Source organism: Acidocella sp. C78 (assembly GCF_907164655.1).
Window position 1 is genome coordinate 77,598 of record NZ_CAJQZK010000070.1, and the last position, 21,565, is coordinate 99,162.

Consider the following 21,565-nt stretch of genomic DNA (forward strand, 5'->3'; position numbering starts at 1 on the left):
GGCTGATGGACGGCGGTTCCGAACAGCGGCAGATCACGATCCACAAGCCAGAGGATTTCGCGCCCATGCGCGCCGCAGGGGCGCTTGCGGCCGAGGTGCTCGACATGGTCGGCGCGCTTGTCCGCCCTGGCATCTCGACAGGTGAGATCGACCGGATCTGCCATGACTACATCGTCGCGCGCGGCGCCATCCCGGCGCCGCTCAACTATCGCGGCTTTCCGAAATCGACCTGTATTTCGATCAACCATGTCGTCTGCCACGGCATCCCCGGCGATCGCGTGCTGATGGATGGCGACATCCTGAATATCGACATCACCGTCATCCTCGATGGCTGGCATGGGGATTCGAGCCGGATGTATGTCGCCGGCACGGCGCCGACCAAGGCCCGCCGACTGATCGATGTCACCTACAACTCCCTGCTGGAGGGCATTCGCGCGGCCCGGCCCGGCGCGCATTTCGGCGACATCGGCCATGCCATCCAGACCTATGTCGAGGGGCAACGCTTCTCGGTGGTGCGGGATTTCTGCGGCCACGGCATCGGACGCCACTTCCACGAGCCGCCGAACGTGCTGCATTTCGGCCGCAAGGGCGACGGGCCCGAATTGCGGCCAGGCATGTTCTTCACCATCGAGCCCATGGTCAATGCGGGACGCCCGGAAGTGAAGGTTCTCGACGATGGCTGGACCGCCGTCACCAGGGACCGCAGCCTGTCCGCGCAGTTCGAACACATGATCGGCATCACCGAAACCGGTTGCGAGGTGTTCACTCTCGCCGCCGGCGAGACGATCTGACCGGCAAGGCCGAAAGCGGCTTTTCAAAATCGCCTCAATATGACAATCTCCGGTTGTGATTTCTTCCGGAGATGTGTCGCGCGAACCGGCCGCCCAGCCGGATCTTCTACAGGATGAGGACCCCTCACGGCCCGGGGACACAACCCCTCCCGCTCACGGCGCAGCCGGCCATCGCGCCCGGCTGCGGGCGCGCCTGCTGAAAGCGGGACCGGACGCGCTGGCAGACCATGAGATTCTCGAAATGCTGCTGTTTCTCGCCGTCCCCCGTCGGGATACCAAGCCGGTGGCGAAGGAGCTCATCCGGCATTTCGGCTCCTGCGCGGGCGCCATCACCGCACCGGCCGAGGCGCTGCGCGGGGTCGAGGGGCTGGGCGAGGCCGGCGCCGCCGCCCTCAAGCTCGTCCAGGCCGCGGCACTTCGCCTCACCCGGGCGGAAATCGCCTATCGGCCGGTCCTGAACCATTGGGACCGGCTGATCGAATACCTCACCGCCGTCCTCGCCCGCGAAAAGATCGAACAGGTCCGGGTTCTGTTTCTTGATCAGCGCAACCGCCTGATCGCGGACGAGGCACTTACACACGGCACGGTGAACCATGCCCCGGTCTATCCGCGGGAAATGATGCGCCGGGCGCTCGAACTGCACGCAACCGCACTCATCCTCGTGCATAATCACCCGAGCGGCGACCCCACCCCCTCGGAGGACGACGTGGCGATGACCCGGGAGATCAAGCTCGCGGCTGCGACACTCTCGGTCGTGCTGCACGATCATCTGATCATCGGCAATGGCAGGTGGGTCAGCCTGAAGCGGCTCGGCCTGTTATGAGCCCCAGCCGGTGATGACGCCCATGGGCCATTCGAGCCGCAGCCGGCCATCGGCATCCGCCAGCGCCGCCAGCGCCATCGGAAACAGCGCGCGCGGCGGGCAGCGGCGTGAGCGGTCGCGCAGCGCGTTGGTCTCCCCGGCATCCCGCAGATCGCGAAGCAGGTCGAGCGGCGCGGCATATTCGAGATGCACGATCTCCCGCTCGGCGATCGGCAGCGCGAATCCCGCCCGTTGCATCAGCCCCGCGGCATCGGCGAGCGTGGTAAAGGGCGAGACCCGTGGCGATGCCCCCGCAGCGAGATGGTCCTCCGCCTCGATCAACGCGGCCCGGAGGTCCGCGAGCGTGCCGAGCAAAGGCAGGCTGGCAATGAACAGCCCTTCCGGGCTCAGCGCGCGGCGCAGCTGGATCAGCGCGCCTGGCAGATCATTCACCCAGTGCAGCGAGAGATGCGCGACGATGAGGTCGAAACACCCCTCGCCGAACGGGAGATATTCGGGGTCAGCAGCAACTCCACCTCCGCCGGCGAGCTGCGCGGGCGCGAGATCGGCGGAAATCACCTCGAGCCCGCGTGCCGCCAGCAGCGGGGCCACGGCGCCGCGCCCACCGAAATCGAGCGCGCGGCGAAACTGCCGCCCGGTATCGTCCAGCCGATCGAGAACCCGTTCCGCAAGCTCGTCAAGCACCGGCCTGATCCGCTCAAGGTGCCGCGCCGCACGCGTGCGGTGCAAGGCAACCGCCCTGCGGTCGAATATATCGATATCGCTCATGGCCCCACTTGTGCCGCTTTTGCGCCAGCCGGCAAAGAGCCGCCGATGCTGAAGCATCTTGCCCGCGCGACGCTTGATCTCCTGCTGCCGCCGCATTGCCTCGCCTGCGACGAGGACGTGTCGGGCGAGGGCGTGTTTTGCGTGTCCTGCTTCGCGGCGGTGAAGTTCATCACTGGCACGGTCTGTGGCCAGTGCGGGCTGCCCCTCGAAGAACCGGCCCCGCTCTGCACCGGATGCGACTGGGCGCCACCGGCATTCCGCACTGCGCGCGCCGCTCTTGTCTACAACGACGCCGCCCGAAGGCTGATCCTGCCCTTCAAATATGCCGACCGGCCAGAGCGCGCCGCGGGGCTTGCGCGGCTGCTGCTGCGTCCCGGCGCGCCCTTGCTCGCCCGAGCCGATCTGCTGGTGCCGGTGCCGCTGCACCGCGCACGGCTCGCCCGGCGGGGCTACAACCAGGCTGGATTGCTGGCCCGCGCACTCGGCCGCATGGCCGGGCGAGATACGCTGATCGACGGCCTCGTCCGCCTGCGGGCCACGCCCCCTCTCTCCGAACTCGACCAGTTCGGCCGGGAACAGGCAATGAAGAACGCAATCGGCGTGCGCGGCGGGCGGGCAGCGCGGTTCGCCGGGCGCACGGTGCTGCTCATTGACGATGTGCTGACGACCGGCGCCACCGCGTCCGCCTGCGCCGAGGCCATCCTCGCCGCCGGCGCCGCAGCGGTCGACGTACTGGCTCTCGCCCGCGTCGCAACGCAGGACGATGATTAAGACTTTCGTGACCGTCTTGCACTAAACTCCGTCTTGCGTATGTGAAGCATCGGAGACATCACATGCCGAAAATCGAAATCTACACCCAGGCCTTCTGTCCCTATTGCAGCCGTGCGGTAAGCCTTCTGCGCCAGAAGGGATTCGCCTTCACCGAGATCGACGCGCCCCGCGGTTCCGCCGCGCGCCGCGAAGCCATCGAGAGATCCGGCGGTGGCACCACCGTGCCGCAGATCTTCATCGACGACCGGCCGATCGGCGGTTGCGACAACCTGGTCGAGCTGGAGCGGAGCGGCCGGCTCGATCCGCTGCTTTCGGCATGATCCATTACCAGCTCCGCTGCTCCTGCGGCCATGAATTCGATGGCTGGTTCGCCAGCAGCGAGAGTTTCGACCGCCAGGCAAAGCGCCGCCTGCTGAACTGCCCGCGCTGCGGCGGGGACGACGTCAACCGCGCATTGATGGCGCCGAGGATCGGCAAAGCCGTGGCCGCGGAAACCGCCCCCGCCCAGCCGCCCGCGAAGGCAACCCAAACGACCGCCGTCGCCGGCCGCATACCGGACGAGCTTCGTGCCGCGCTGGCCGGGTTGCGGCGCGAGGTCGAGACTCAGTGCGACTTCGTGGGGGACGAATTCGCCGCCGAGGCACGCCGGATCCACCGCGGCGAAGCCCCCGCGCGCGGAATCTACGGCGCGGCGACCGAGGCCGAATCCGAAGCGCTGGCGGACGAGGGGATCGCATTTGCGAAAATCCCCTGGGTGCCGCTCGCGGATAGCTGAACCGGAAGGATAGCCCGATGCGCCACGATCAACCGGCCCTGTTCGAACTCGACGGCATCCACCCGGAGATCGACCCGGATGCCTGGGTGGCCCCTGGCGCGGTCCTGATCGGGGCGGTGCGGATCGCTGCCGGCGCGAATATCTGGTTCAACTGCACCCTGCGCGCCGACAATAACGACATCACGGTCGGCCCGCGCACCAACATCCAGGATGGCACGGTCGTCCACGTCAATGCCGGCGAACGCTTCGCCGCGCGCATTGGCGCCGATGTCACGATCGGTCATGCGGCGGTCATCCATGCCTGCACGCTCGAGGACAGGGCCTTCGTCGCGATGGGGGCCGTGGTGCTGGATGGCGCGATGATCGAGGAGGGCGGTGTGCTGGCGGCGCATTCCTTGCTCGCCCCCGGCAAACGAATCGGCCGCAATGAGCTCTGGATGGGCTCGCCGGCCCGCTTTGTCCGTCTCCTGCCCGACGAGGAGCGCAGCCGCTTCGACCAGACCGCCCCGCATTACGTCGAACTTGCCGAACGCTTCCGCAAGGGGTTGCGCCCGGCCTGATCCGGCCGGCGCGATTGTCAAGGCACTGCCATGCGCCAGAATTTCCGCTCTCACCGCATGTTCCGTTCTGCCCTCGCCCTCGTGGTGATCGGCCTCTTCCTCGCCGGCTGCGCGATGGTTACCCCGCCGCCATCGACAGGATATCTGCCCGCGAATGCGTTCGATGGGCGGGTGATCGGCGAAGACCCCGCGATCGCCGCAACCAATGAGGCGCGCTGGGCGTTCTCGCATCCTGCGGCAATGCGGGGGCGTCCTGCGGAAATGGCGCTGGCCGCCGCTTCGCTCGACGCCATGGCGGGCCAGTTCTCCACGGTCGGCCGTTGGCTTGGCATGAACAGCCTCACCAAGCTCGAGATGCTGCGCGCCCGCAAGGTCGTGCGGGCGGAACTCGGATCAGGCCAGGCGCCGCCTCGCAGACCGTCATCGACGCGCTGGTCACGATCAGCCTCGACCTTCGCCACGGCGACCGGACAGCGGCCCTCACCGCCGCAGGCGGACCGGCATTCACCCTTCCGCCGCGCCGGACGCTGGCGATCCTCGCGCATTTCCCCGCCACTCCCATCGCCGAACGAGCAACCGCTGCTGCCAGCCGCGACCTCTATCCGGGCGGATCGCGGCCATTCTTCGCCCGCTGAACTGCGGCTGCGGGAATTTTAGGACCATCGCGGGCGCAGGATGGCAACCAGATGTCGGCATGCAGAATTCGGCATGGGGCCGGGCCTGAAAAGAAGTTGGAACGCCGAACTGGCTGGAACCGGCTGATAATCCGGGTTCCGCGCCTATTTCCCGGCTCCCGACATTCGGCCTCCGCCCCCGGCCGGTTCGAAACGATAGGGGCTGGCGCTCGTGGTCGACACGTCGAGCGAGAGGCGATGGGCCAGCGGCGGAAACGCGCGCGAGCGGCAGTCCGGCCGGTCGCAGAGCCGGCACGATAGACCGATTCCAACCATCGCCCTGTCGAGGTCGATCCCGTCGGCGTAAACCACCTCTCCGGCACGGCCGATATCGCATCCCATCGCCACCACCCGCGTCGCCGGTGGTTCGCCCCAATGCGAAGGCGATGAGGTGATGGTCCGCGCGAAGCACAGATAGGTGGCACCGTCGGGCAACTGCGCCACCTGCACCCGCACGCTGCCGGGCGTGGCAAAGGCCGAATGCACGATCCAGCGCGGGCAATTTCCGCCATAGCGGGCGAAGGGAAACCCCGCTGCCGAAAACCGCTTCGACACATTCCCCGCCGGATCAACCCGCAGAAAGAAGAACGGCACCCCCCGCGCGCCCTGGCGTTGCAGGGTCGATAGCCGGTGGCAGGCCTGTTCGAACGAAACGCCGAAACGCATCGCCAGATGCTCGACATCGTGGCGCAGCTCCGACGCTGCCCCAGAAACGGCGCATAGGGCATCAGCACCGCGCCGGCGAAATAATTGATCAACCCGATTCGCAACAGTTCGCCCGCGTCGTGGGTGGTGAGCGTGGCACGCCGGACGATCTGCTCGATCAGCTCTCGCGCCTCGATCAGACCGAGCTGGAACGCCATCTGGAAGCCCCTGCTCTCCCGCGGCAGCGTCTCGGAGAGAACAAGCTGCCGCCGCGCCGGGTCATAGACTCGCAGCGCACCAGGCAGCGGTGCGACGGACACAACGAGCCCGTGCTTGTGCCGGAGCCGCTCCGCCAGCGCATGGTTCATGCCCAGAGTTGCCGCCGGCAATTCCGCTCCCAGCGCCTCGGCCGCCGCCTCGATCTCGGGGAAGTGGTTCGCATGTTCGTGAAAGAAATCCCGCACTTCCTCATTCGGCAGCAGGATCTTCCGACCCGAGGGCAGCGTGATGCCGCCGGTCTCCTCCCGCACCGCCTGATACGCGCGGTAAAGCCCCAGCACCGCCTGCGCCGCCGCCGGCGCCGAAGCGGCGATGAGCTGGGCTTCCGAGTCCGGCACCTGCTCGCTGCCGATCAGCGGGTCGGCAAACGCTTCGCGCAGCGCCTGTTCCATTTGCCGCTCATCGGAGCCTGACAGCGCCGCCAGATCCACGTTCAGCGTTTCGGTCAGCTTGATCAGCAGCGCCGCGGTGATGCCCCGCTGATCGTGCTCGATCAGGTTGAGATAGGACGTCGAAATCCCGAGCCGCGCCGCCAGCCTCTGCTGCGTCAGCCCCTGTTCCTGGCGCAGGCGTCGGACGATGCGGCCAATCAGCGGCTTGGACATGCGGGCACTCCATGACAACGAGCGGTATTTTTCATCTTTTACATATTGTAAAACTTTACAGTCAATACGGCCACCTCTTTCATCATTTTATGCCATTTTCACCGGTGACTTTCGCGGGTGCAGCGTAAATAATTCACCTACCGACGCTATCGGATTGCAAGTTCCCGGCGCCTCCGGACGCCGCCACAACACGCCGCGAGGCGACAAGGAGAGACCATGTCGAACTTCCCCACCCCGACCCATTCCCCCGAAGGCCTGCCGGGCGGGCTCTCCGTAGCGCCCGACCGCTTCGATGGCATCCGCCGTGATTACACCCCGGCCGAAGTCGAAAAACTCGCGGGCTCGTTCCGCGTGCGCCACACCCTCGCCGAAATGGGCGCCAACCGCCTGTGGCACCTGCTGAAGACCGAGCCTTATGTGAACACGCTCGGCGCCCTCACCGGCAATCAGGCGATGCAGCAGGTCAAGGCCGGCCTGAAGGCGATCTATCTCTCCGGCTGGCAGGTGGCGGCCGATGCGAACCTCTCGGGCGAAATGTATCCCGACCAGTCGCTCTATCCGGTGAATTCCGTGCCGATGGTGGTCCGCCGCATCAATTCCGCGCTGCGCCGCGCCGATCAGATCGCCCGGATGGAAGGCGATACGTCACAATACTGGATGGCTCCGATCATCGCCGATGCCGAAGCCGGGTTCGGCGGCGCGCTGAATGCGTATGAGCTGATGAAGGCCATGATCGAGGCCGGCGCCGCGGGCGTGCATTTCGAGGACCAGCTCGCGTCGGAAAAGAAGTGCGGCCATCTCGGCGGCAAGGTTCTGGTGCCGATCGCCCAGCACATCCGCACCCTGACCGCGGCTCGCCTTGCTGCCGATGTGGAAGGTGTGCCGACGGTGCTGCTCTGCCGCACCGACAGCCACGCCGCACAGCTGCTCACCGCCGATGTCGACGAGCGCGACCGCCCCTTCATCAGCGGCGAACGCACGCCCGAGGGCTTCTATCGCATCAAGCCGGGCATCGGCGTCGAATACGCGATCGCCCGCTCCCTCGCCTACGCCCCTTATGCCGACCTACTGTGGTGGGAAACCTCGGAGCCGAACCTTGAGGAAGCCCGCCAGTTCGCCGAAGCGATCCACAAGCAGTTCCCCGGCAAGATGCTCGCCTATAACTGCTCGCCGAGCTTCAACTGGCGCAAGAAGCTCTCCCCGGAGAAGATCGAGAGCTTCCAGCGCGAGATCGGCGCGATGGGCTACAAGTTCCAGTTCGTTACCCTCGCCGGGTTCCACTCGCTGAACTACTCGATGTTCCAGCTCGCCAAGGGCTACGCGGAGCGCGGCATGGGCGCCTATTCGGAACTGCAGCAGGCCGAGTTCGCCGCCGAGAAGGATGGCTATACCGCGACGCGCCACCAGCGCGAGGTCGGCACCTCCTATTTCGATGCGGTGGCGATGGCGGTCAGCGCTGGCAAGGCCTCGACCACGGCCATGGCGGGGAGCACCGAGACCGAGCAGTTCCACGATCAGGACGATGCGGCGGGCCACGACCACGATCACGACGACGGCCTCGTGCATCACCACAGCTGGGCGGTCAGCTCGCCCGACCGCTGAACCCTTCCCCCGCGGTGCCGGCGCGAGCCGGCACCCGTTCTGTCACCTTACCCCGGATCTCACGATCCGGGATTTTTTTTGCCAGAGTCATCGTCATCGAGCGCCGCGAGACCGGCAACCAGCGCCTTGCGCATGACCGTAGGCAATGGCGTCTCCGGCGGCCTTGCCTCAAGGCCCGGTGGCAGCGTGGAAACCTCGGCCGCCAGCACCAACAGCCGCAACTCGAAATGGGTGAAGACGTGTCCGATGCTCCCGGCCTCCACCCAGTCGGCCGGGCAAGGCGGATCGGTGTCCCCTGGCGCCGCGTCGAGACCGGTTCCCGGCAATTCGAGCATGCCGCCCAGCAGCCCGCGCGGCGGCCGGCGGCGCAGGCCGATCGCGCCACTCCGGTCGCGCATCACAAAAACCGTGCCATGCCGCATTGGCCGCGCCGCCCTCCGCGCCTTGCGCGGCAGATCGGCCGCAATCGCCCGTGCTTGCGCGGCGCACCGTTCGCACCAGGGGCAGATCATGCAGGACGGGCTGCGCGGCGTGCATACCGTGGCACCGAGATCGAACAGTGCCTGGGCGAAATCACCCGGGCTCGCGCAGGCCGCCTCCTGCGCGCCGAGACGGGCCGCGGCGGTGGCGATCTCCACCTTCGCGGCCGGTAGCGGAGTCTCGATCGCGAAAATTCTTGCGGCAACACGTTCGACATTGCCATCCACAGGCACGACGGGCAGACCGAAGGCGATGGCGCCGACAGCCGCCGCCGTGTAGGGACCAATCCCCGGCAGGCGGCGCAGCTCCTCCAGCGTTGCCGGAAATCCTCCCGCGGCGGCGACGGCGCGGGCGCAGCGCGTCAGGTTGCGCGCCCGCGCATAATAGCCGAGCCCGGCCCACAGGCCGAGAACCTCCTCATCCGCCGCCGCTGCAAGATCGACGATCGTGGGGTAGCGCTCGATGAACCTGTGGAAATACGGTATTACCGTTGCGACGACGGTCTGCTGGAGCATGATTTCGCTCAGCCAGACGTGATACGGATCAGGACGGTTTCCGGGGGCGGCCCGCCATGGCAGGACGCGCCGATGAACATGGTACCAGCGGAGCAGGCAATCGGCTGATGGCAGCGACATACTCACGCAACACCCGCACGCGCCCAATACCGGCAAGCAAGGCAGCGGGTGGCGACACGCTGGCGAAGCCGCGCCCGGTTGCGCCGGAGCCGCCGCGCCACGGCGCACCGCGGGGCATCTCGGCCCTGCTGGCGCCGGTGTTGCGGCCGGTCCTCGCCCGGCGGGGTGCAATTCTCGGAACCCTGATCGCCGATTGGCCGGACATCGCCGGGCCTGAACTCGCATCTCGCAGCCAGCCAACCAAATTCGTCGCCGGAACGCTGACCCTTGGTTGTGCGGGCCCGGACTCTCTGGCCCTGCAACACCTTGCGCCGGTACTGATCGGCAAGATCAATCTCGCCCTCGGCGGCGCGCCGGTGCAGCGGCTGCGCTTCACCGACATGACAATCCCCGCCCCCATTCGCCCGGCAACACCAGTTGCCGCGGCCGACGAACCGCCTCCCGCCGGGTTGCCATCGGGGGATCTGGGAGATGCCCTCGCCAGGCTGCATCGCGGTCTTCGGCAACGGCGCAACGCGCGTCGCGCCTAGGCGCAGATACATCCCCACTCAGTGCGCGTCCGACCAGTTGGAACCGATCCCGGTTTCCACCAGCAAGGGTACAGAAAGCGCCGCAGCACCCTGCATCACCTCCCGCGCGAGTGAAGCCGTCGCCTGCGCCTGGTCGAGCGGCATTTCAAAGACGAGTTCGTCATGCACCTGAAGCAGCATCACCGCCTCCAGCCCGGCATCGCGAATCGCCGCTGGCAGCCGCACCATCGCGCGCTTGATGATATCCGCAGCACCGCCCTGCAACGGCGCATTGATGGCCTGCCGCTCAGCGTAACCCCGGCGCGCCGGATTTTTCTCGGCAATGCCGGGAACATAGCAGCGCCGGCCGAACGGCGTCAGGACATAACCGTGTGTGCGCGCGAATTCGGCTGTTTCATTCATGTAGCGTCGAATTTCCGGATAGCGCGCGAAATAGGCATCGATATAGCGCTTCGCCTCGCCGTTCTCGATTCCGAGCTGGCGGGCGAGGCCGAAGGCCGAAATGCCATAGATGATGCCGAAATTGATCGCCTTGGCGCGACGCCGGATCATCGGGTCCATCCCCTCCATCGGCAAGCCGAACACTTCGGCCGCGGTGCGGGCATGGATATCTTCACCTTTGGCGAAACTCTCCTTCAGCGCCGGTATGTCGGCGACATGCGCCAGCAGGCGCAGCTCGATCTGCGAATAATCAGCCGAGACCAGCGCCTTGCCGGGGGCGGCGATGAAGGCGCGGCGGATTCGCGCTCCCTCGCTCGTGCGAATCGGGATGTTCTGAAGGTTCGGCTCGTTGGACGAAAGCCGACCCGTCGTCGTGATCGCCTGGGAAAAGCTGGTATGGACCCGCTGATCCCCGATATCGATCTCGCCCACCAACGCGTCGGCATAGGTGGATTTGAGTTTCTGCAGCTGCCGCCACTCCAGCACGCGGGCCGGCAGGTCGTGGCCGGACGCCGCTAGATCCTCAAGCACTGCCGCATCGGTGCCCCATGCCCCGGTCTTGGTTCGCTTGCCGCCCGGCAAGCCCATCTCGTCGAACAGGATCTCGCCGAGCTGCTTCGGGCTGCCTGGGTTGAACGCCCGGCCGGCGAGACGCTCGATCTCACGCTGTATATCGTCCATCCGGCGGGCAAACTCGGCCGACATCGACTCGAGATCACCGCGATCGACCATGATGCCGGCACGTTCCATCGCGAGCAGCACGCTGAGCAGCCGGCGCTCGATCGTCTCGTAAAGCCCGAGCGCTCCCTCCGCGCGCAGGCGGGGGCGCAGCAGCATCCAGAGCCTGAGCGTGATGTCGGCATCCTCGGCGGCATAGGCGGTGGCGCGGTCGATGGGGACGGCGGCAAAGGAAATCCGGTTGCGACCGGTGCCGGTCACCTCGTCATAGGACACCGGCCGGTGATCGAGATGCAGAACCGACAACTCGTCCATACCATGCCCATGCCGTCCGGCCCCGAGCGTGTAGGAGAGGAGCATCGTGTCATCGACCGGCGCGGCATCCGCAAGCCCGCATCCGGCCAGAATGTGAATGTCGAACTTTGCGTTGTGAAAAATCTTCAGGATCGCCGGATCGGCAAGCACCGGCGCCATCCGCCCGATCACCAGGCTCCGCGGCAGCTGCGCCCCATTCTCGTGCCCGAGCGGGATATAGGCAGCCCGGCCCGGCGCGGTGGCCACTGAAATCCCCACGAGTTTCGCATGACGGGGGTTGAGGCCGGTGGTTTCGGTATCGATGGCGAAATATCCGGTCTGCCGTATCTCGGCGATCCAGCGGTCTAGCTCGGCCTCGTCATCGATCGTGACATAAGGCCCGAAGGGCATATCGGTCGCAACGGGCGCAGCCGCCGGTCCGGCGGGCGGATCGGGCGCATCGCCCCTCTCCGCTGCGGCGAGCCGCTCGCCGTTCCGCCGTGCCACCCCATCGAGCCCAAGGCGTGCCTTGATGCTTCTGAAACCCTGGGAATCAAGGAAATCGTTCAGATCGCCATCATGCAGCGGCGCAACCACAAGCTCGTCAACCGGCACGGGGAGCGGAACATCCCGCCGCAACTCCACAAGCCGGCGTGAGATCCGGGCCTCCTCGGCATGGGCCACAAGTGAGTCTCGCCGCTTGGAAGGCTTCATCGCTCCGGTCGCCGCCGCGGCGAGGATGGCTTCCAGATTGCCGAATTCGGCAATCAACTGCGCCGCCCCCTTCGGCCCGATCCCCGGCACGCCAGGAACGTTATCGACCGTATCGCCCATCAGGGCCTGCGCATCGACCATCTGCACCGGCCTGACGCCGTATTTCGCAATTACCTCATCCGGCCCGATCGGTGTCGACTTGATCGGATCGAGCATCGAAACGCGGTCATCGAGCAATTGCATCAGGTCCTTGTCGGAAGAGACGATCACCGTCTCCCCTCCCGCCCGCTTCATCGCCTCGGCATAGCTTGCAATTAGATCGTCCGCCTCGACCCCCTCAAGCTCGATCGCCGGCACCGCGAAGGCGCGCGTCGCCTCCCGCACCAGCGCGAACTGGGGCACGAGTTCCTCGGGCGGCTCAGGACGGTGCGCCTTGTATCTGGGATCGATCTGGCTGCGGAATGTGGTGCGACCAGCATCGAAAATCACGGCCAGGTGGGTGCCGGAATGCTCCTTGAGCAGCCGCGCCAGCATATTGCAGAAGCCGAATACCGCATTGACCGGTGTGCCATCGTCGCGGGTCATCGGCGGCAAGGCGTGGAAAGCCCGGAAAATGAAGCCCGAGCCGTCAACCAGGACAAGCCGCTGCGTCAATGTCCGGCGCCCGGTCTTGCATCTCCGGCCAGGCGGTAATGGCGGGAGCAATAAGGACAGGCGATCTCGCTGCCCTCGATCTTCAGATAGACCCTGGGGTGTCCCAGCGGACCACCACCGCCATCACACGCAACCACCCGCTCATGCACGAGGATTGGCTCCAAGCTAGTCGCATCTCTTGTATCGGCCATGAGTTCCTCTCGCACAGCAAACCGTTACACAGAGAATATCGCCAAAATGCACCGCTGCCTATCGTTGCCACAGGTGGCCCCCGTGCAACCACATAGTTCAGCGCCAACAGGCATTGAGCCCCAGGCCGATCCGCGCTATGCGAAGTTCATTGGACCCGTAGCTCAGCTGGATAGAGCGTTGCCCTCCGAAGGCAAAGGTCGCGCGTTCGAATCGCGCCGGGTCCGCCAGGTTTTTCAATGGCTTATGAGACTTCCCTACAAGCCGGAAAATCCGCCCGATACCAGCCTGATACTACCAGCCCGGATCATAGGCTTTTTCGGCCTCAGCATCACGGTTGCGTGATCGTTTCCGCTGCTCTGGATTCGCCGCCTCGCCGGTCGCGGATCAGGCGGGCCAGGTCGCACATGCCCGGCAACTTTGGGTCCCTCCCCAGCCAATCGCCCGGCGGGGATTTCGCCCGCTCTTTTTTTCGCTAGGCGCAGGTCCGCAAAACCTGTCCGCAGTCCGCACCGGGCGCGGCCCCGCTCATGACGGCGGCCCCTGCTTTTCCCCTGTTAAAACAGCGACCCTACGCGCGCGTAGGGCGTTGCCTTTCATTCATCGCCACGTCACGGGGAGCATGGGCTGAACCCGCGCGCGGCGGTGATCGGTCACGGCGGCCCGATCACTGACCGCAGTGATCCAGCCTTGTAGCCTCGCACCCGGATTGCAGGATTTCCGCGCCTCTCCCGCCATTGGAGATGCTTCCACCCGGCGGCGGACAGGATCGCCCCGATTTCGGCGGGCGTCACTGGGGGGCATGGGCTGGACCCGCGCGCGGCGGTGCTGGGGGTGCGCTAGAAACCTGACCCCAGGTAAGGGTGGGGCGGATTACCCACCGTGACCAGAACGCGCGCGCGGGGCAGCGCGGGGCGGATACCGGCCCATCTGCCACCCTTGCCGCGCGTCATTTCATAGAGTTCAGCACGCCGGAGGGTGGCGATACGGCCCGTTGTCTTATCGAACGGCGGTGCGACGGGGTTGCCGGTGCCGCGTCCCTTCGCTGGCCCTTGCCCTTGGCCTCGCTTGCCGGTCACGTCTCGATCACCCGCACCGGCCCGGCACCGTGCGGCGGGTGGCACGCCATGCAGCGCCAGCTAGCCCTTCGCCTCTCCGCCTCGCACCACCATGACGCACCCCGGCAGCACCGGCACCGCGCGCCCGGTGTTGGGCTATGGCTGGGTCCGCCCATGAGACCGGCAGATGATGCAGCACCTCCGCCGCCGGGCCTCCCCCAGCCTCGGCCATGATCGCGGCGCGCTCGGTCGCGTCATGGGCGGCGTCGTTCGGATCGCCCGGCCAGCATGCAGCACATAGCCAGAGATCGAAATTCACCACCTCGATAGGATCGGATGCGGCACCGCAGCGGGTGCAGGGGATCGGTCGCTCGGTATCGTTCGCGATATCTCCCTTAGTGACACTGTTGACTGTGTGGACTCTGTGGCGGCCCTTTCGGGTCTCCGCGCCCACTGTGTCCACTGTGTCCACTGTGCCCACTGTGTCCGCTATAGAGAGAGCGCGATATCGGGCGCTCCACCGGCTCACGATGCACCGTCCACAATCGGCGGGTTGACCGGATAGATTGCCTTCGGACGGGTCTGGAAACCACGTTGAGGCGGCGGCGGGCGTAGCCAATCCGCCTCTATCAGCTCTTCGGCGGCGGCATGGATCGCGGCGGCGTTGTTCAGGCCGGACAACCTCACTTCGCGCTGTAGCGTTCGGACATGAACGGCCTCGGGGCGGGCCTTGCGTATCCACCGGGCCAGCGTGGCGGCGTTCCGCTCCGGCTCGGTCGCGGTTGCGTCACCGTAAACCCGCTCGGCCATCGGGATGAGGTAATCCGCCACCAGGTCACAGGCGGCGGCCAGATCGTCCGGGGAAATGGTCGAGGGCGGCGCGTCAAACCCGCCCTTTCCGCACCACCGCAGCATCGCCAGCACCAGGGAGAGGCGCAGCGCCAGGCCGCGCGCCTTGCCCAAGGTCGAGCGAAGCAATCCACCGGCCTCCTGTTGCCGGTCCTGCATGTCCCGCCCGAATTGCTCCATCATGGCAACGGCGGCCTCGGCCAGCGGCACATAGACCGGGCGCGCAATCCCTTCATCATCGCGGGCGAGGTCGAGCATCCGCAGCCGGTCGAGGGCTTCGGTTGCCCATTCGATGCCGGGCGCGGCGCGGCTCAGGCGAAACGGGCGTTGATCCGGCCAGAACCAGCAGAACCGGGGCAACAGCCCATCGTCCGGTTGCCGGAACATCTCCGCCACCTTCTCCGGCTGGGTAGAGCCCATGACGGATACGGCAAGGCGCGGGATGATGACCGGCTTTGCCAGCTTTTGCCGATCCACCCGGAAGGGGCGGCCTCCATGCGCCTCAAGCCAGAATTGGCGGCCCGCGTCGTTGTAGGTATTCAAGCCCAAGAGCCAGCCGCTCAACTCATCGCGTGCAATGATGACGCCTTTAGGGGCGGCCTCGGCCAGCGTCATTGCGATTTTCTCAATCGTAACGTCTGACATGGTAAGGTGCGGCGCTTGCGGTTCCGGCGGCTCGGCGTCGGTCGGGGCGGGCGGCGGCGGATTGCCGTTTGCGACGCTGCCGACGGACGGTTCGATGCCGGTCTCCATCAGGCGCTCGGTGTATTTGATCGAGACATACTGGCTGCCCCGATGGCTATGATGGACGAGACCGCCGCTACGTACCGGGCGTCTGTCGTGAAGAGCCTGTTCCAGGGCATCGAGGACGAAACCGGCATGCGCGGTGCGGCTTACCCGCCAGCCAACGATACGCCGGGCGAATGTATCGATGACAAACGCCACATACACAAAGCCCTGCCAGGTCGCGACATAAGTGAAGTCGGAGACCCAGAGCATATTCGGCGCCGGCGCCTGGAACTGGCGGTTGACGCGGTCCTGTGGGCAGGGTGTCGCCCTGTCGCTGATCGTCGTCCTGACCGGCTTGCCGCGGATCACGCCCTGCAGGCCGATGATCCGCATCAACCGCTCCACCGTGCAGCGGGCAACAGCGCATCCTTCCCGCTGCAACTGCCGCCAGACCTTGCGAGCACCGTAGACCTCGAAATTCTCCGCGAACACGCGCCGGATATCCGCCTCGAGCGCCTCATCCCGCCGGGCCCGTTCTGACCGCCTCTCGGGGTTGGCCCGCTTCGCGACATGCTCGTAGTAGGTCGATGGGGCGATCGGCAGGACCCTGCAGATCGGCTCGACCCCATAAGCCCGCGGTGATCATCGATGAACGAGATCATGGTTTGAACCGGCGGTCGAGCTCCGCCTGGGCAAAATATGCCGACGCCTTGCGCAGGATCTCATTCGCCTGGCGAAGCTCGCGGTTCTCGCGTTCCAGTGCCTTCAGCTTCGCCGACACTTCCGACGGAACACCAGGCGAGCGGCCGCTGTCGCGATCCACCTTCTGCACCCATTCACGCAGCGTATGCGGTGAGCAGCCAAACTTCGCGGCTATCGACACCATCGCCGCCCACCGCGAGGGATGTTCGCCCTCGTGCTCCAGCACCATCCGCACCGCCCGCTCGCGGACTTCAGGAGAAAACTTGTTCGTCGTCGGACTCGTCATGGCTCCATCCTATTTGGGAGTTGGAGCCTCCGGTAAACCCAGGGCGGTTCAGGGCGGTTCACTCAGACCACCCCAGACCCAGGGCAAGATCGAGCGCTGGCACCAGACCCTGAAAAACCGCATCCTCTTGGAAAACTACTTCCTGCCCGGTGACCTCGAGGCCCAGATCAAGGCCTTCGTCGAAAACTACAACCACCGGCGCTATCACGAAAGCCTGAACAACGTGACGCCCGCAGACGCCTACTTCGGCAGGGCCCCGGCCATCATCAAGCAGCACGAAAGGATTAAATGGAAGACCATCGAACATCGGCGCTTGCAACACCGCAAGCTTGCCGCCTAGCATTAACCCCCAGACGAGGCCCCCTCTCCGCTAATCTACGCCGCAATCTGCGCCAAATGTTCTGACGACGGACAATCAGCTTCCATCTTAAATCCCGCCCCCAGTGGTCCACACCAAAGAGTCCACCTCAGTATGCACACGACTCTTATCTTTGTGTTCATACATTCATGATAAAATCATACAACGAATAAATGATTTGTTAACGTTTAAAAAATGCTATATATCTCAAGGAGTGAAGATGAAAATTCTGTACTATTCAGTTCATCATATCCTAGAAGATGATGAAGTACGTATGTTTAAATCTCTTGGGCATAGCGTTTGCGTCCTTGGCGTCAATAATGATCGTGGCGCAGTACAAAATTTTCGTCCTCATATCGAATTTAACTTAGAAGAACTTGATTTTTACAAAAAATTTCGTGAGATGGGATGTGAATTTAATTTTTTCACAAGATATGCAAAATTAAAGAAATCATTTATTGATTTGTTTGATGTTGTAATCGTTATGGATGATGTTGATTTTATTATAAATAACTGGGAATTATTTAGTAATATACAAGTTATTTGGCGTACTATAGGCCAAAAATTAGATTATTCTGAAATAAAAATTCGTAAATATCGCGAAAATGGTCTAAAAATTATTAGATATTCAGAAATTGAGAAAAAAGTACCTTATTATTGTGGCGAAGACGCAATAATAAGATTTGGCAAGGATCCACTTTTATACTCGAATTGGAATGGAAAAAATGGTTTTATTTTAAGTTTTTCAAATAATTATAAACAACGATATCCATTAGATGCTTCTGATTACATTTCGATAACAGATGGATTTCCTAATATTCTTGGTGGAATAGATAATGATGGATTTCCATGCTCAATAGGATATTTAGATCCAAAAGACCAAATCGAATTTTATCGAGGTGCTGCAGTATATCTTTACGCATCTGGACTTAATATTCCTTACACTTTAAATTTTATAGAAGCTTGGATGATGGGCGTGCCTCTTGTTGTATATGCCCCCCCGGAAAGATGCGGTCCCTATTTTGAGATTGAAAAATTTATTAAGCACGGAAGCAACGGTTTTATTTGTCGAACAATTGGAGAATCCCGTGATGTTTTATATTCTTTATTAAATGACCAAAATTTATCAAATAAAATTAGTAAATCAGGACGTAGCGATGCTATAAATAGATTTAGCATCAATACAATATCAAAACAATGGGACATTTTTCTCAATTCTTTAGAAAAAAATCAAGAAAATTATAATAATAATTTTTACAATGGTATTATGAATGATAATAATTTCATAAAAAATAATTTTTCTATAATCAATAATTATAATGAAATTTTTAATACACTATCTCTTCTCCGTCCATTTGATATTGATTTGAAAAAAGTGAGGTTTGGCAATGAGCGAGATGGCGGCTATGTCCTTGCTGATCGAGAGTTAAACGAAAACGTAATTTCATTTGGCGTAGGGCCGGATGTAAGTTTTGAGTTTGACCTTGCAGAACGTGGCGCAAATGTCTTTTTACATGACCATACCGTTAACGAATGCCCGCAAACTCATGAACGATTCAATTTTAAAAGAATAGGAATTTGTGGTGAGAATGAAAAAATACCAAAATGTATACCGTTAATTGATCATCTTGATAATATTCCAAATAATAAAAAATCTATGCTATTAAAGATGGATATTGAAGGTGGTGAATGGGATATTTTCTCTACTATTAGTCATGAAATATTATCTATATTTGATCAAATTGTTTTAGAAATTCACTTTCTTGAGCGTATTTTAAATCCAGATTTTAATATGAAGGTTCGAAAATCACTTCAATTAATAAACGAACAATTTACACTTTTTCATGTACATGGCAATAATTGTATGCCTTTATATATAGTGGAAGGATTTACAATAGCTAGCGTTCTTGAGCTAAGTTTTATACGCACAAATTTGGTCAAAAGAAGCGCTTCGTCGACCGTATATCCATCACCTTTAGATAAAGCAAATAATCCTAAGATGCGTGATCTACCACTTCTTTTTTTTCCATTTCTTCCAGTATCAGCAGATGCTCAGTTGATTACAGAGATGATTGAAAGACTACCCCGTTAAGAGCCTATTCGACTAGGTTCTGGACTCAACTGATCCAAGATGTGACGGCGAGGACGAGGCAGATACCTGCGAGGAAATTTCGTGCGGTTTTGTCGTAGCGTGTGGCGATGGCGCGCCAGTCCTTGAGCCTGCAGAAGGCGCGTTCGATGAGATTGCGCTTTCTGTAGGCGACGGGGTCGAAGGGCGGAATGGCGCGGCGGTTGGGCATGGGCGAGATCACGGGCCTGGTGCCTTGGCGGGTGAGGAAGGCGCGCAGGTCATCGGCGTCGTAGGCTTTGTCGGCGATCAGCTCTTCTGGTGGCGGTATTGTGGGCAGAAGCGCCCTGGCGCCGCTGATGTCGGAGGCCTGTCCCGGCGTCAGGAGGAGTGCGGCGATGCGCCCCTGCTCATCCGCGACGGCGTGGATCTTGGTCGTCCGTCCACCCCTCGACCGGCCGATAGCCTGGCTTTGCGCCCCCCTTTACCGCCCGCGGCCGCGCGATGTGCCCGAACCGAGGTGCTGTCCACCATGGCGATGCGTGAACCGCCCTGGGTTTACCGGAGGCTCCAACTCCCAAATAGGATGGAGCCATGACGAGTCCGACGACGAACAAGTTTTCTCCTGAAGTCCGCGAGCGGGCGGTGCGGATGGTGCTGGAGCACGAGGGCGAACATCCCTCGCGGTGGGCGGCGATGGTGTCGATAGCCGCGAAGTTTGGCCCGACTTGAACAGCGACCTGAAAATAGTCCAATGAAAACAGCCATGTATTGTGGGCGCGTGGTTTCTTAGCACCACACCCTGCGGCTTTCGGGAGGATTTGGATCAGGAAGCGGATGCGTCTCGCACGTTGGCTGGCAGGGCGACGCCGGCGGCCTTGAAGATCGGCCCGATCGAGTTGGTTGCTGGGGTGCGCAGGACGATCTGCTGCCCGCGCTTGCTGATGGTGACCTCCTGGAGGCGGTCGAGATCACGCAGGAGATCGGCCCATTCGACGCGCTTGCCGGCCCGGCGGAGTTTTTCGTCGAGCGCCTGGTGCAGGATCAGCGCGAGGAACGAGCAGAAGACGTGGCCGCGGATGGCGGCGTCGGAGGAATGGTAGATTGGCCGGGTGCGCATTGTCGCCTTCGCGACACGGAACAGCCGTTCGACATTCTGCAGGTCCCGGTAGCGGATCACCGCCTGCAGCGGTGAAATCCGGGCGTTGGAGCGCAGCACGAAGACGCCGTCGAAGCGGGCTTCCTCGGCGAGCTTGCCGGCGTCGATCTCGAACAGCTTGTGCTTGCGGCCGGGCTTTGCGTCACTGACCGGGCGCAGGAAGCGGCGATAGGCGGAGTTGCCGATCAGCGCCTTATCGCCGCGCGTCAGCTGACGATCGAGGGCGGCGACCACCTTGCGCCTGGTCTCGGCCTCTTCGATGGCCACCGCCTCGTTGCGGCAGACGATATAGCGCTTGCCCGCGACCTTGACCTCCTTGATGAAGAGCTGGGTCTCGTCGCCACCGGCGCGCTCGAGGCAGAGCGGGGTGTAGGGGCGCTCATCGGCCAGCACCACCTCGCGGACGATGCGGTCGGTGCGTTCCCTTGCGCCGAGCACGTATTCCAGCCCGCGCTCCTCCAGCGCGGCGATCGTCGCGGCACTGATCATGCCGCGATCGGCGACGACGCAGACCCGGCCGATGCCGAAGCGCGACCGCAGGCGGTCGATCACCGGCACCAGCACCGAGACATCGGCGGTGTTTCCTGGCCACATCTCGGTGCAGATTGGCCTTCCGTCCTGATCGATCACCACGCCGAGGATCATCTGCGCGAGCTGTGGGCGGTAATCCTTGGAGTGGCCCCGCGCGCCCAGCGTCTCGCCGCCGGCACCTTCGAAATACAGCGAGGTGGTGTCCATGAACACGACCGAGAGGTCGGTGAACAGATCATGCCGTCGGGCGAAGAGACGCTCTTCCACCAGATCCTTCACCGTCCGTGGCGCAAAGGGCGTGGCATCCCCCTGTTCCTCGTCCGGCAGCTCTTCGCCGAGCCAGGCCATGGCGCGGTAGAGGTGATGCAGGCCGAGCTCCTCGGTGCCGGGAATGTCGTAATCCTCGAGCCATTTGTCGCAGGCGCGATCCGAGCCCGAGACCATGATCCGGTGGAGCACGGTGGCGAACACCGCGCGCTCGACCGGGAACTCGAACTGCCGCCCGGCCAGCAGCTCCTCGAACACAGCAGCGATCCCGCTCTCCTGCCACAGTCGGCCGAACAACAGCGGCGCGCCGATCCGCTTGCAGCTCAGCCCGTCCGGATTGCCTGCCGCCAGCTGGGCCAGGACCGAGGCACGGTCGGCATAGCGCGCGATCGAGGCGGCGAGGCGGTCGAGACCTCCATCGGCCAGGACGACTTCCTTCCGGCCCAGGTTCTTGATGATGCGCTGCTTGCTGCGCCCGTCCTCACGGACGCTCTCGACCAGATAAAGGTAGCTGTAGCCGTTGATTCGCTTCTCGCGCACGAACATGCCGAATTGGCAGCCGAAAACCAATCATAAATCAAGTTAAAAGAAGCAATTTGCGCAATTATTTAGCACCACGTTTTTGCAAAATCCCGACGTGCCTACGAAAA

General features: G+C 62.6%; 16 protein-coding genes, 1 tRNA gene, 5 pseudogenes and 1 other annotated feature. Of the genes and pseudogenes, 13 read left to right on the top strand and 9 right to left on the bottom strand.

Annotated elements, in window-relative coordinates:
• The first annotated feature begins 5 nt into the window (after positions 1-5).
• Together map and radC are read left to right on the top strand one after the other, a co-directional pair.
• A complete protein-coding gene (gene map, locus ACIDOCELLA78_RS85915; RefSeq protein WP_201728199.1) occupies positions 6-791 on the top strand; it encodes a type I methionyl aminopeptidase in 786 nt (261 codons plus the stop codon).
• 73 nt (positions 792-864) lie between these two features.
• Positions 865-1,614 (top strand): DNA repair protein RadC, encoded by a 750-nt coding sequence (gene radC / locus ACIDOCELLA78_RS85920; RefSeq protein WP_201728200.1) that lies wholly within the window; start codon positions 865-867, stop codon positions 1,612-1,614.
• On the opposite strand, the gene ACIDOCELLA78_RS85925 is transcribed toward radC, so the two are convergent.
• Positions 1,609-2,382 (bottom strand): methyltransferase domain-containing protein, encoded by a 774-nt coding sequence (locus tag ACIDOCELLA78_RS85925; RefSeq protein WP_201728201.1) that lies wholly within the window; start codon positions 2,380-2,382, stop codon positions 1,609-1,611. The two genes, radC and ACIDOCELLA78_RS85925, sit on opposite strands and share 6 nt — an antisense overlap.
• A 45-nt stretch (positions 2,383-2,427) precedes the next feature.
• On the opposite strand from ACIDOCELLA78_RS85925, the gene ACIDOCELLA78_RS85930 reads away from it, so the two are divergent.
• The 5 genes from ACIDOCELLA78_RS85930 (at position 2,428) to ACIDOCELLA78_RS85950 (ending at position 5,145) form a co-directional block, all read left to right on the top strand.
• Positions 2,428-3,153, top strand: coding sequence for a ComF family protein (locus tag ACIDOCELLA78_RS85930; protein ID WP_201728202.1), 726 nt, complete (start codon positions 2,428-2,430; stop codon positions 3,151-3,153).
• 62 nt (positions 3,154-3,215) lie between these two features.
• Positions 3,216-3,473: a glutaredoxin 3 gene (gene grxC, locus ACIDOCELLA78_RS85935; protein ID WP_201728203.1), complete on the top strand. Its 258-nt coding sequence runs from the start codon at positions 3,216-3,218 to the stop codon at positions 3,471-3,473.
• On the top strand, positions 3,470-3,928 hold the full coding sequence (locus tag ACIDOCELLA78_RS85940) for a DUF1178 family protein (RefSeq protein WP_201728204.1): 459 nt from the start codon (positions 3,470-3,472) through the stop codon (positions 3,926-3,928). Before grxC ends, ACIDOCELLA78_RS85940 begins: the two co-directional genes overlap by 4 nt.
• A 17-nt stretch (positions 3,929-3,945) precedes the next feature.
• Entirely contained in the window at positions 3,946-4,488 is a 543-nt protein-coding gene (locus ACIDOCELLA78_RS85945) for a gamma carbonic anhydrase family protein (protein WP_201728205.1), read from the top strand.
• A 57-nt stretch (positions 4,489-4,545) separates the two neighbouring features.
• On the top strand, positions 4,546-5,145 hold the full coding sequence (locus ACIDOCELLA78_RS85950; RefSeq protein ID WP_249675424.1) for a hypothetical protein: 600 nt from the start codon (positions 4,546-4,548) through the stop codon (positions 5,143-5,145).
• Between the two features lie 122 nt (positions 5,146-5,267).
• Here ACIDOCELLA78_RS85950 and ACIDOCELLA78_RS85955 read toward each other — a convergent pair.
• Positions 5,268-6,691: pseudogene (locus tag ACIDOCELLA78_RS85955) on the bottom strand (short-chain fatty acyl-CoA regulator family protein).
• A 216-nt stretch (positions 6,692-6,907) separates the two neighbouring features.
• On the opposite strand from ACIDOCELLA78_RS85955, the gene aceA reads away from it, so the two are divergent.
• The gene (gene aceA / locus ACIDOCELLA78_RS85960; RefSeq protein WP_201728206.1) at positions 6,908-8,293 is read left to right on the top strand and encodes an isocitrate lyase; all 1,386 of its coding nucleotides are present in this window, start codon (positions 6,908-6,910) and stop codon (positions 8,291-8,293) included.
• Between the two features lie 59 nt (positions 8,294-8,352).
• On the opposite strand, the gene ACIDOCELLA78_RS85965 is transcribed toward aceA, so the two are convergent.
• Complete coding sequence (locus ACIDOCELLA78_RS85965; RefSeq protein WP_201728207.1) at positions 8,353-9,408, bottom strand: A/G-specific adenine glycosylase; 1,056 nt, start codon at positions 9,406-9,408, stop codon at positions 8,353-8,355.
• Here ACIDOCELLA78_RS85965 and ACIDOCELLA78_RS85970 point away from each other — a divergent pair.
• The gene (locus ACIDOCELLA78_RS85970; protein WP_201728208.1) at positions 9,396-9,938 is read left to right on the top strand and encodes a DUF721 domain-containing protein; all 543 of its coding nucleotides are present in this window, start codon (positions 9,396-9,398) and stop codon (positions 9,936-9,938) included. The genes ACIDOCELLA78_RS85965 and ACIDOCELLA78_RS85970 overlap by 13 nt on opposite strands.
• Before the next feature lie 18 nt (positions 9,939-9,956).
• Here the strand turns inward: ACIDOCELLA78_RS85970 and polA are convergent, their stop codons facing one another.
• Positions 9,957-12,719, bottom strand: a complete 2,763-nt coding sequence (gene polA / locus ACIDOCELLA78_RS85975; RefSeq protein WP_201728209.1) for a DNA polymerase I — start codon at positions 12,717-12,719, stop codon at positions 9,957-9,959.
• Entirely contained in the window at positions 12,716-12,910 is a 195-nt protein-coding gene (locus ACIDOCELLA78_RS85980) for a zinc-finger domain-containing protein (protein ID WP_201728210.1), read from the bottom strand. Before ACIDOCELLA78_RS85980 ends, polA begins: the two co-directional genes overlap by 4 nt.
• A gap of 151 nt (positions 12,911-13,061) precedes the next feature.
• On the opposite strand from ACIDOCELLA78_RS85980, the gene ACIDOCELLA78_RS85985 reads away from it, so the two are divergent.
• A tRNA-Arg gene (locus ACIDOCELLA78_RS85985) sits at positions 13,062-13,138 on the top strand.
• A gap of 1,353 nt (positions 13,139-14,491) precedes the next feature.
• On the opposite strand, the pseudogene ACIDOCELLA78_RS85990 reads toward ACIDOCELLA78_RS85985, so the two are convergent.
• A pseudogene (locus tag ACIDOCELLA78_RS85990) lies at positions 14,492-15,487 on the bottom strand (DUF3987 domain-containing protein); the annotation flags it as partial.
• Positions 15,488-15,526: 39 nt separating this feature from the next.
• Positions 15,527-16,532: pseudogene (locus ACIDOCELLA78_RS85995) on the bottom strand (IS3 family transposase); the annotation flags it as partial.
• Positions 16,133-16,248, bottom strand: a sequence feature (AL1L pseudoknot). It overlaps the preceding pseudogene by 116 nt.
• A 70-nt stretch (positions 16,533-16,602) precedes the next feature.
• On the opposite strand from ACIDOCELLA78_RS85995, the pseudogene ACIDOCELLA78_RS86000 reads away from it, so the two are divergent.
• Positions 16,603-16,872, top strand: a pseudogene (locus ACIDOCELLA78_RS86000) (integrase core domain-containing protein); the annotation flags it as partial.
• Positions 16,873-17,110: 238 nt separating this feature from the next.
• Positions 17,111-18,982, top strand: coding sequence for a glycosyltransferase (locus ACIDOCELLA78_RS86005; protein ID WP_201728211.1), 1,872 nt, complete (start codon positions 17,111-17,113; stop codon positions 18,980-18,982).
• 25 nt (positions 18,983-19,007) lie between these two features.
• Here the strand turns inward: ACIDOCELLA78_RS86005 and ACIDOCELLA78_RS86010 are convergent, their stop codons facing one another.
• Positions 19,008-19,421 carry an IS5 family transposase gene (locus ACIDOCELLA78_RS86010; protein WP_201728226.1) on the bottom strand — a complete coding sequence of 138 codons (414 nt, stop codon included), beginning with the start codon at positions 19,419-19,421 and terminating at the stop codon, positions 19,008-19,010.
• A gap of 131 nt (positions 19,422-19,552) precedes the next feature.
• On the opposite strand from ACIDOCELLA78_RS86010, the pseudogene ACIDOCELLA78_RS86015 reads away from it, so the two are divergent.
• Positions 19,553-19,681, top strand: a pseudogene (locus ACIDOCELLA78_RS86015) (IS3 family transposase); the annotation flags it as partial.
• 103 nt (positions 19,682-19,784) lie between these two features.
• On the opposite strand, the gene ACIDOCELLA78_RS86020 reads toward ACIDOCELLA78_RS86015, so the two are convergent.
• Positions 19,785-21,461, bottom strand: coding sequence for an IS1634 family transposase (locus tag ACIDOCELLA78_RS86020; protein ID WP_201727475.1), 1,677 nt, complete (start codon positions 21,459-21,461; stop codon positions 19,785-19,787).
• Between the last annotated feature and the right edge of the window lie 104 nt (positions 21,462-21,565).

Excerpts from the sequence above, each read along its gene's own strand:
- ACIDOCELLA78_RS86020 (WP_201727475.1), bottom strand. The coding sequence starts at position 21,461 with ATGTTCGTGCGCGAGAAGCGAATCAACGGCTACAGCTACCTTTATCTG.
- ACIDOCELLA78_RS85940 (WP_201728204.1), top strand. The coding sequence starts at position 3,470 with ATGATCCATTACCAGCTCCGCTGCTCCTGCGGCCATGAATTCGATGGC.
- ACIDOCELLA78_RS85930 (WP_201728202.1), top strand. The coding sequence starts at position 2,428 with ATGCTGAAGCATCTTGCCCGCGCGACGCTTGATCTCCTGCTGCCGCCG.
- ACIDOCELLA78_RS85980 (WP_201728210.1), bottom strand. The coding sequence starts at position 12,910 with ATGGCCGATACAAGAGATGCGACTAGCTTGGAGCCAATCCTCGTGCAT.
- ACIDOCELLA78_RS86005 (WP_201728211.1), top strand. The coding sequence starts at position 17,111 with ATGAAAATTCTGTACTATTCAGTTCATCATATCCTAGAAGATGATGAA.
- ACIDOCELLA78_RS85970 (WP_201728208.1), top strand. The coding sequence starts at position 9,396 with ATGGCAGCGACATACTCACGCAACACCCGCACGCGCCCAATACCGGCA.
- map (WP_201728199.1), top strand. The coding sequence starts at position 6 with ATGGACGGCGGTTCCGAACAGCGGCAGATCACGATCCACAAGCCAGAG.
- grxC (WP_201728203.1), top strand. The coding sequence starts at position 3,216 with ATGCCGAAAATCGAAATCTACACCCAGGCCTTCTGTCCCTATTGCAGC.
- ACIDOCELLA78_RS85950 (WP_249675424.1), top strand. The coding sequence starts at position 4,546 with ATGTTCCGTTCTGCCCTCGCCCTCGTGGTGATCGGCCTCTTCCTCGCC.
- aceA (WP_201728206.1), top strand. The coding sequence starts at position 6,908 with ATGTCGAACTTCCCCACCCCGACCCATTCCCCCGAAGGCCTGCCGGGC.
- ACIDOCELLA78_RS85925 (WP_201728201.1), bottom strand. The coding sequence starts at position 2,382 with ATGAGCGATATCGATATATTCGACCGCAGGGCGGTTGCCTTGCACCGC.
- ACIDOCELLA78_RS85965 (WP_201728207.1), bottom strand. The coding sequence starts at position 9,408 with ATGTCGCTGCCATCAGCCGATTGCCTGCTCCGCTGGTACCATGTTCAT.
- ACIDOCELLA78_RS85945 (WP_201728205.1), top strand. The coding sequence starts at position 3,946 with ATGCGCCACGATCAACCGGCCCTGTTCGAACTCGACGGCATCCACCCG.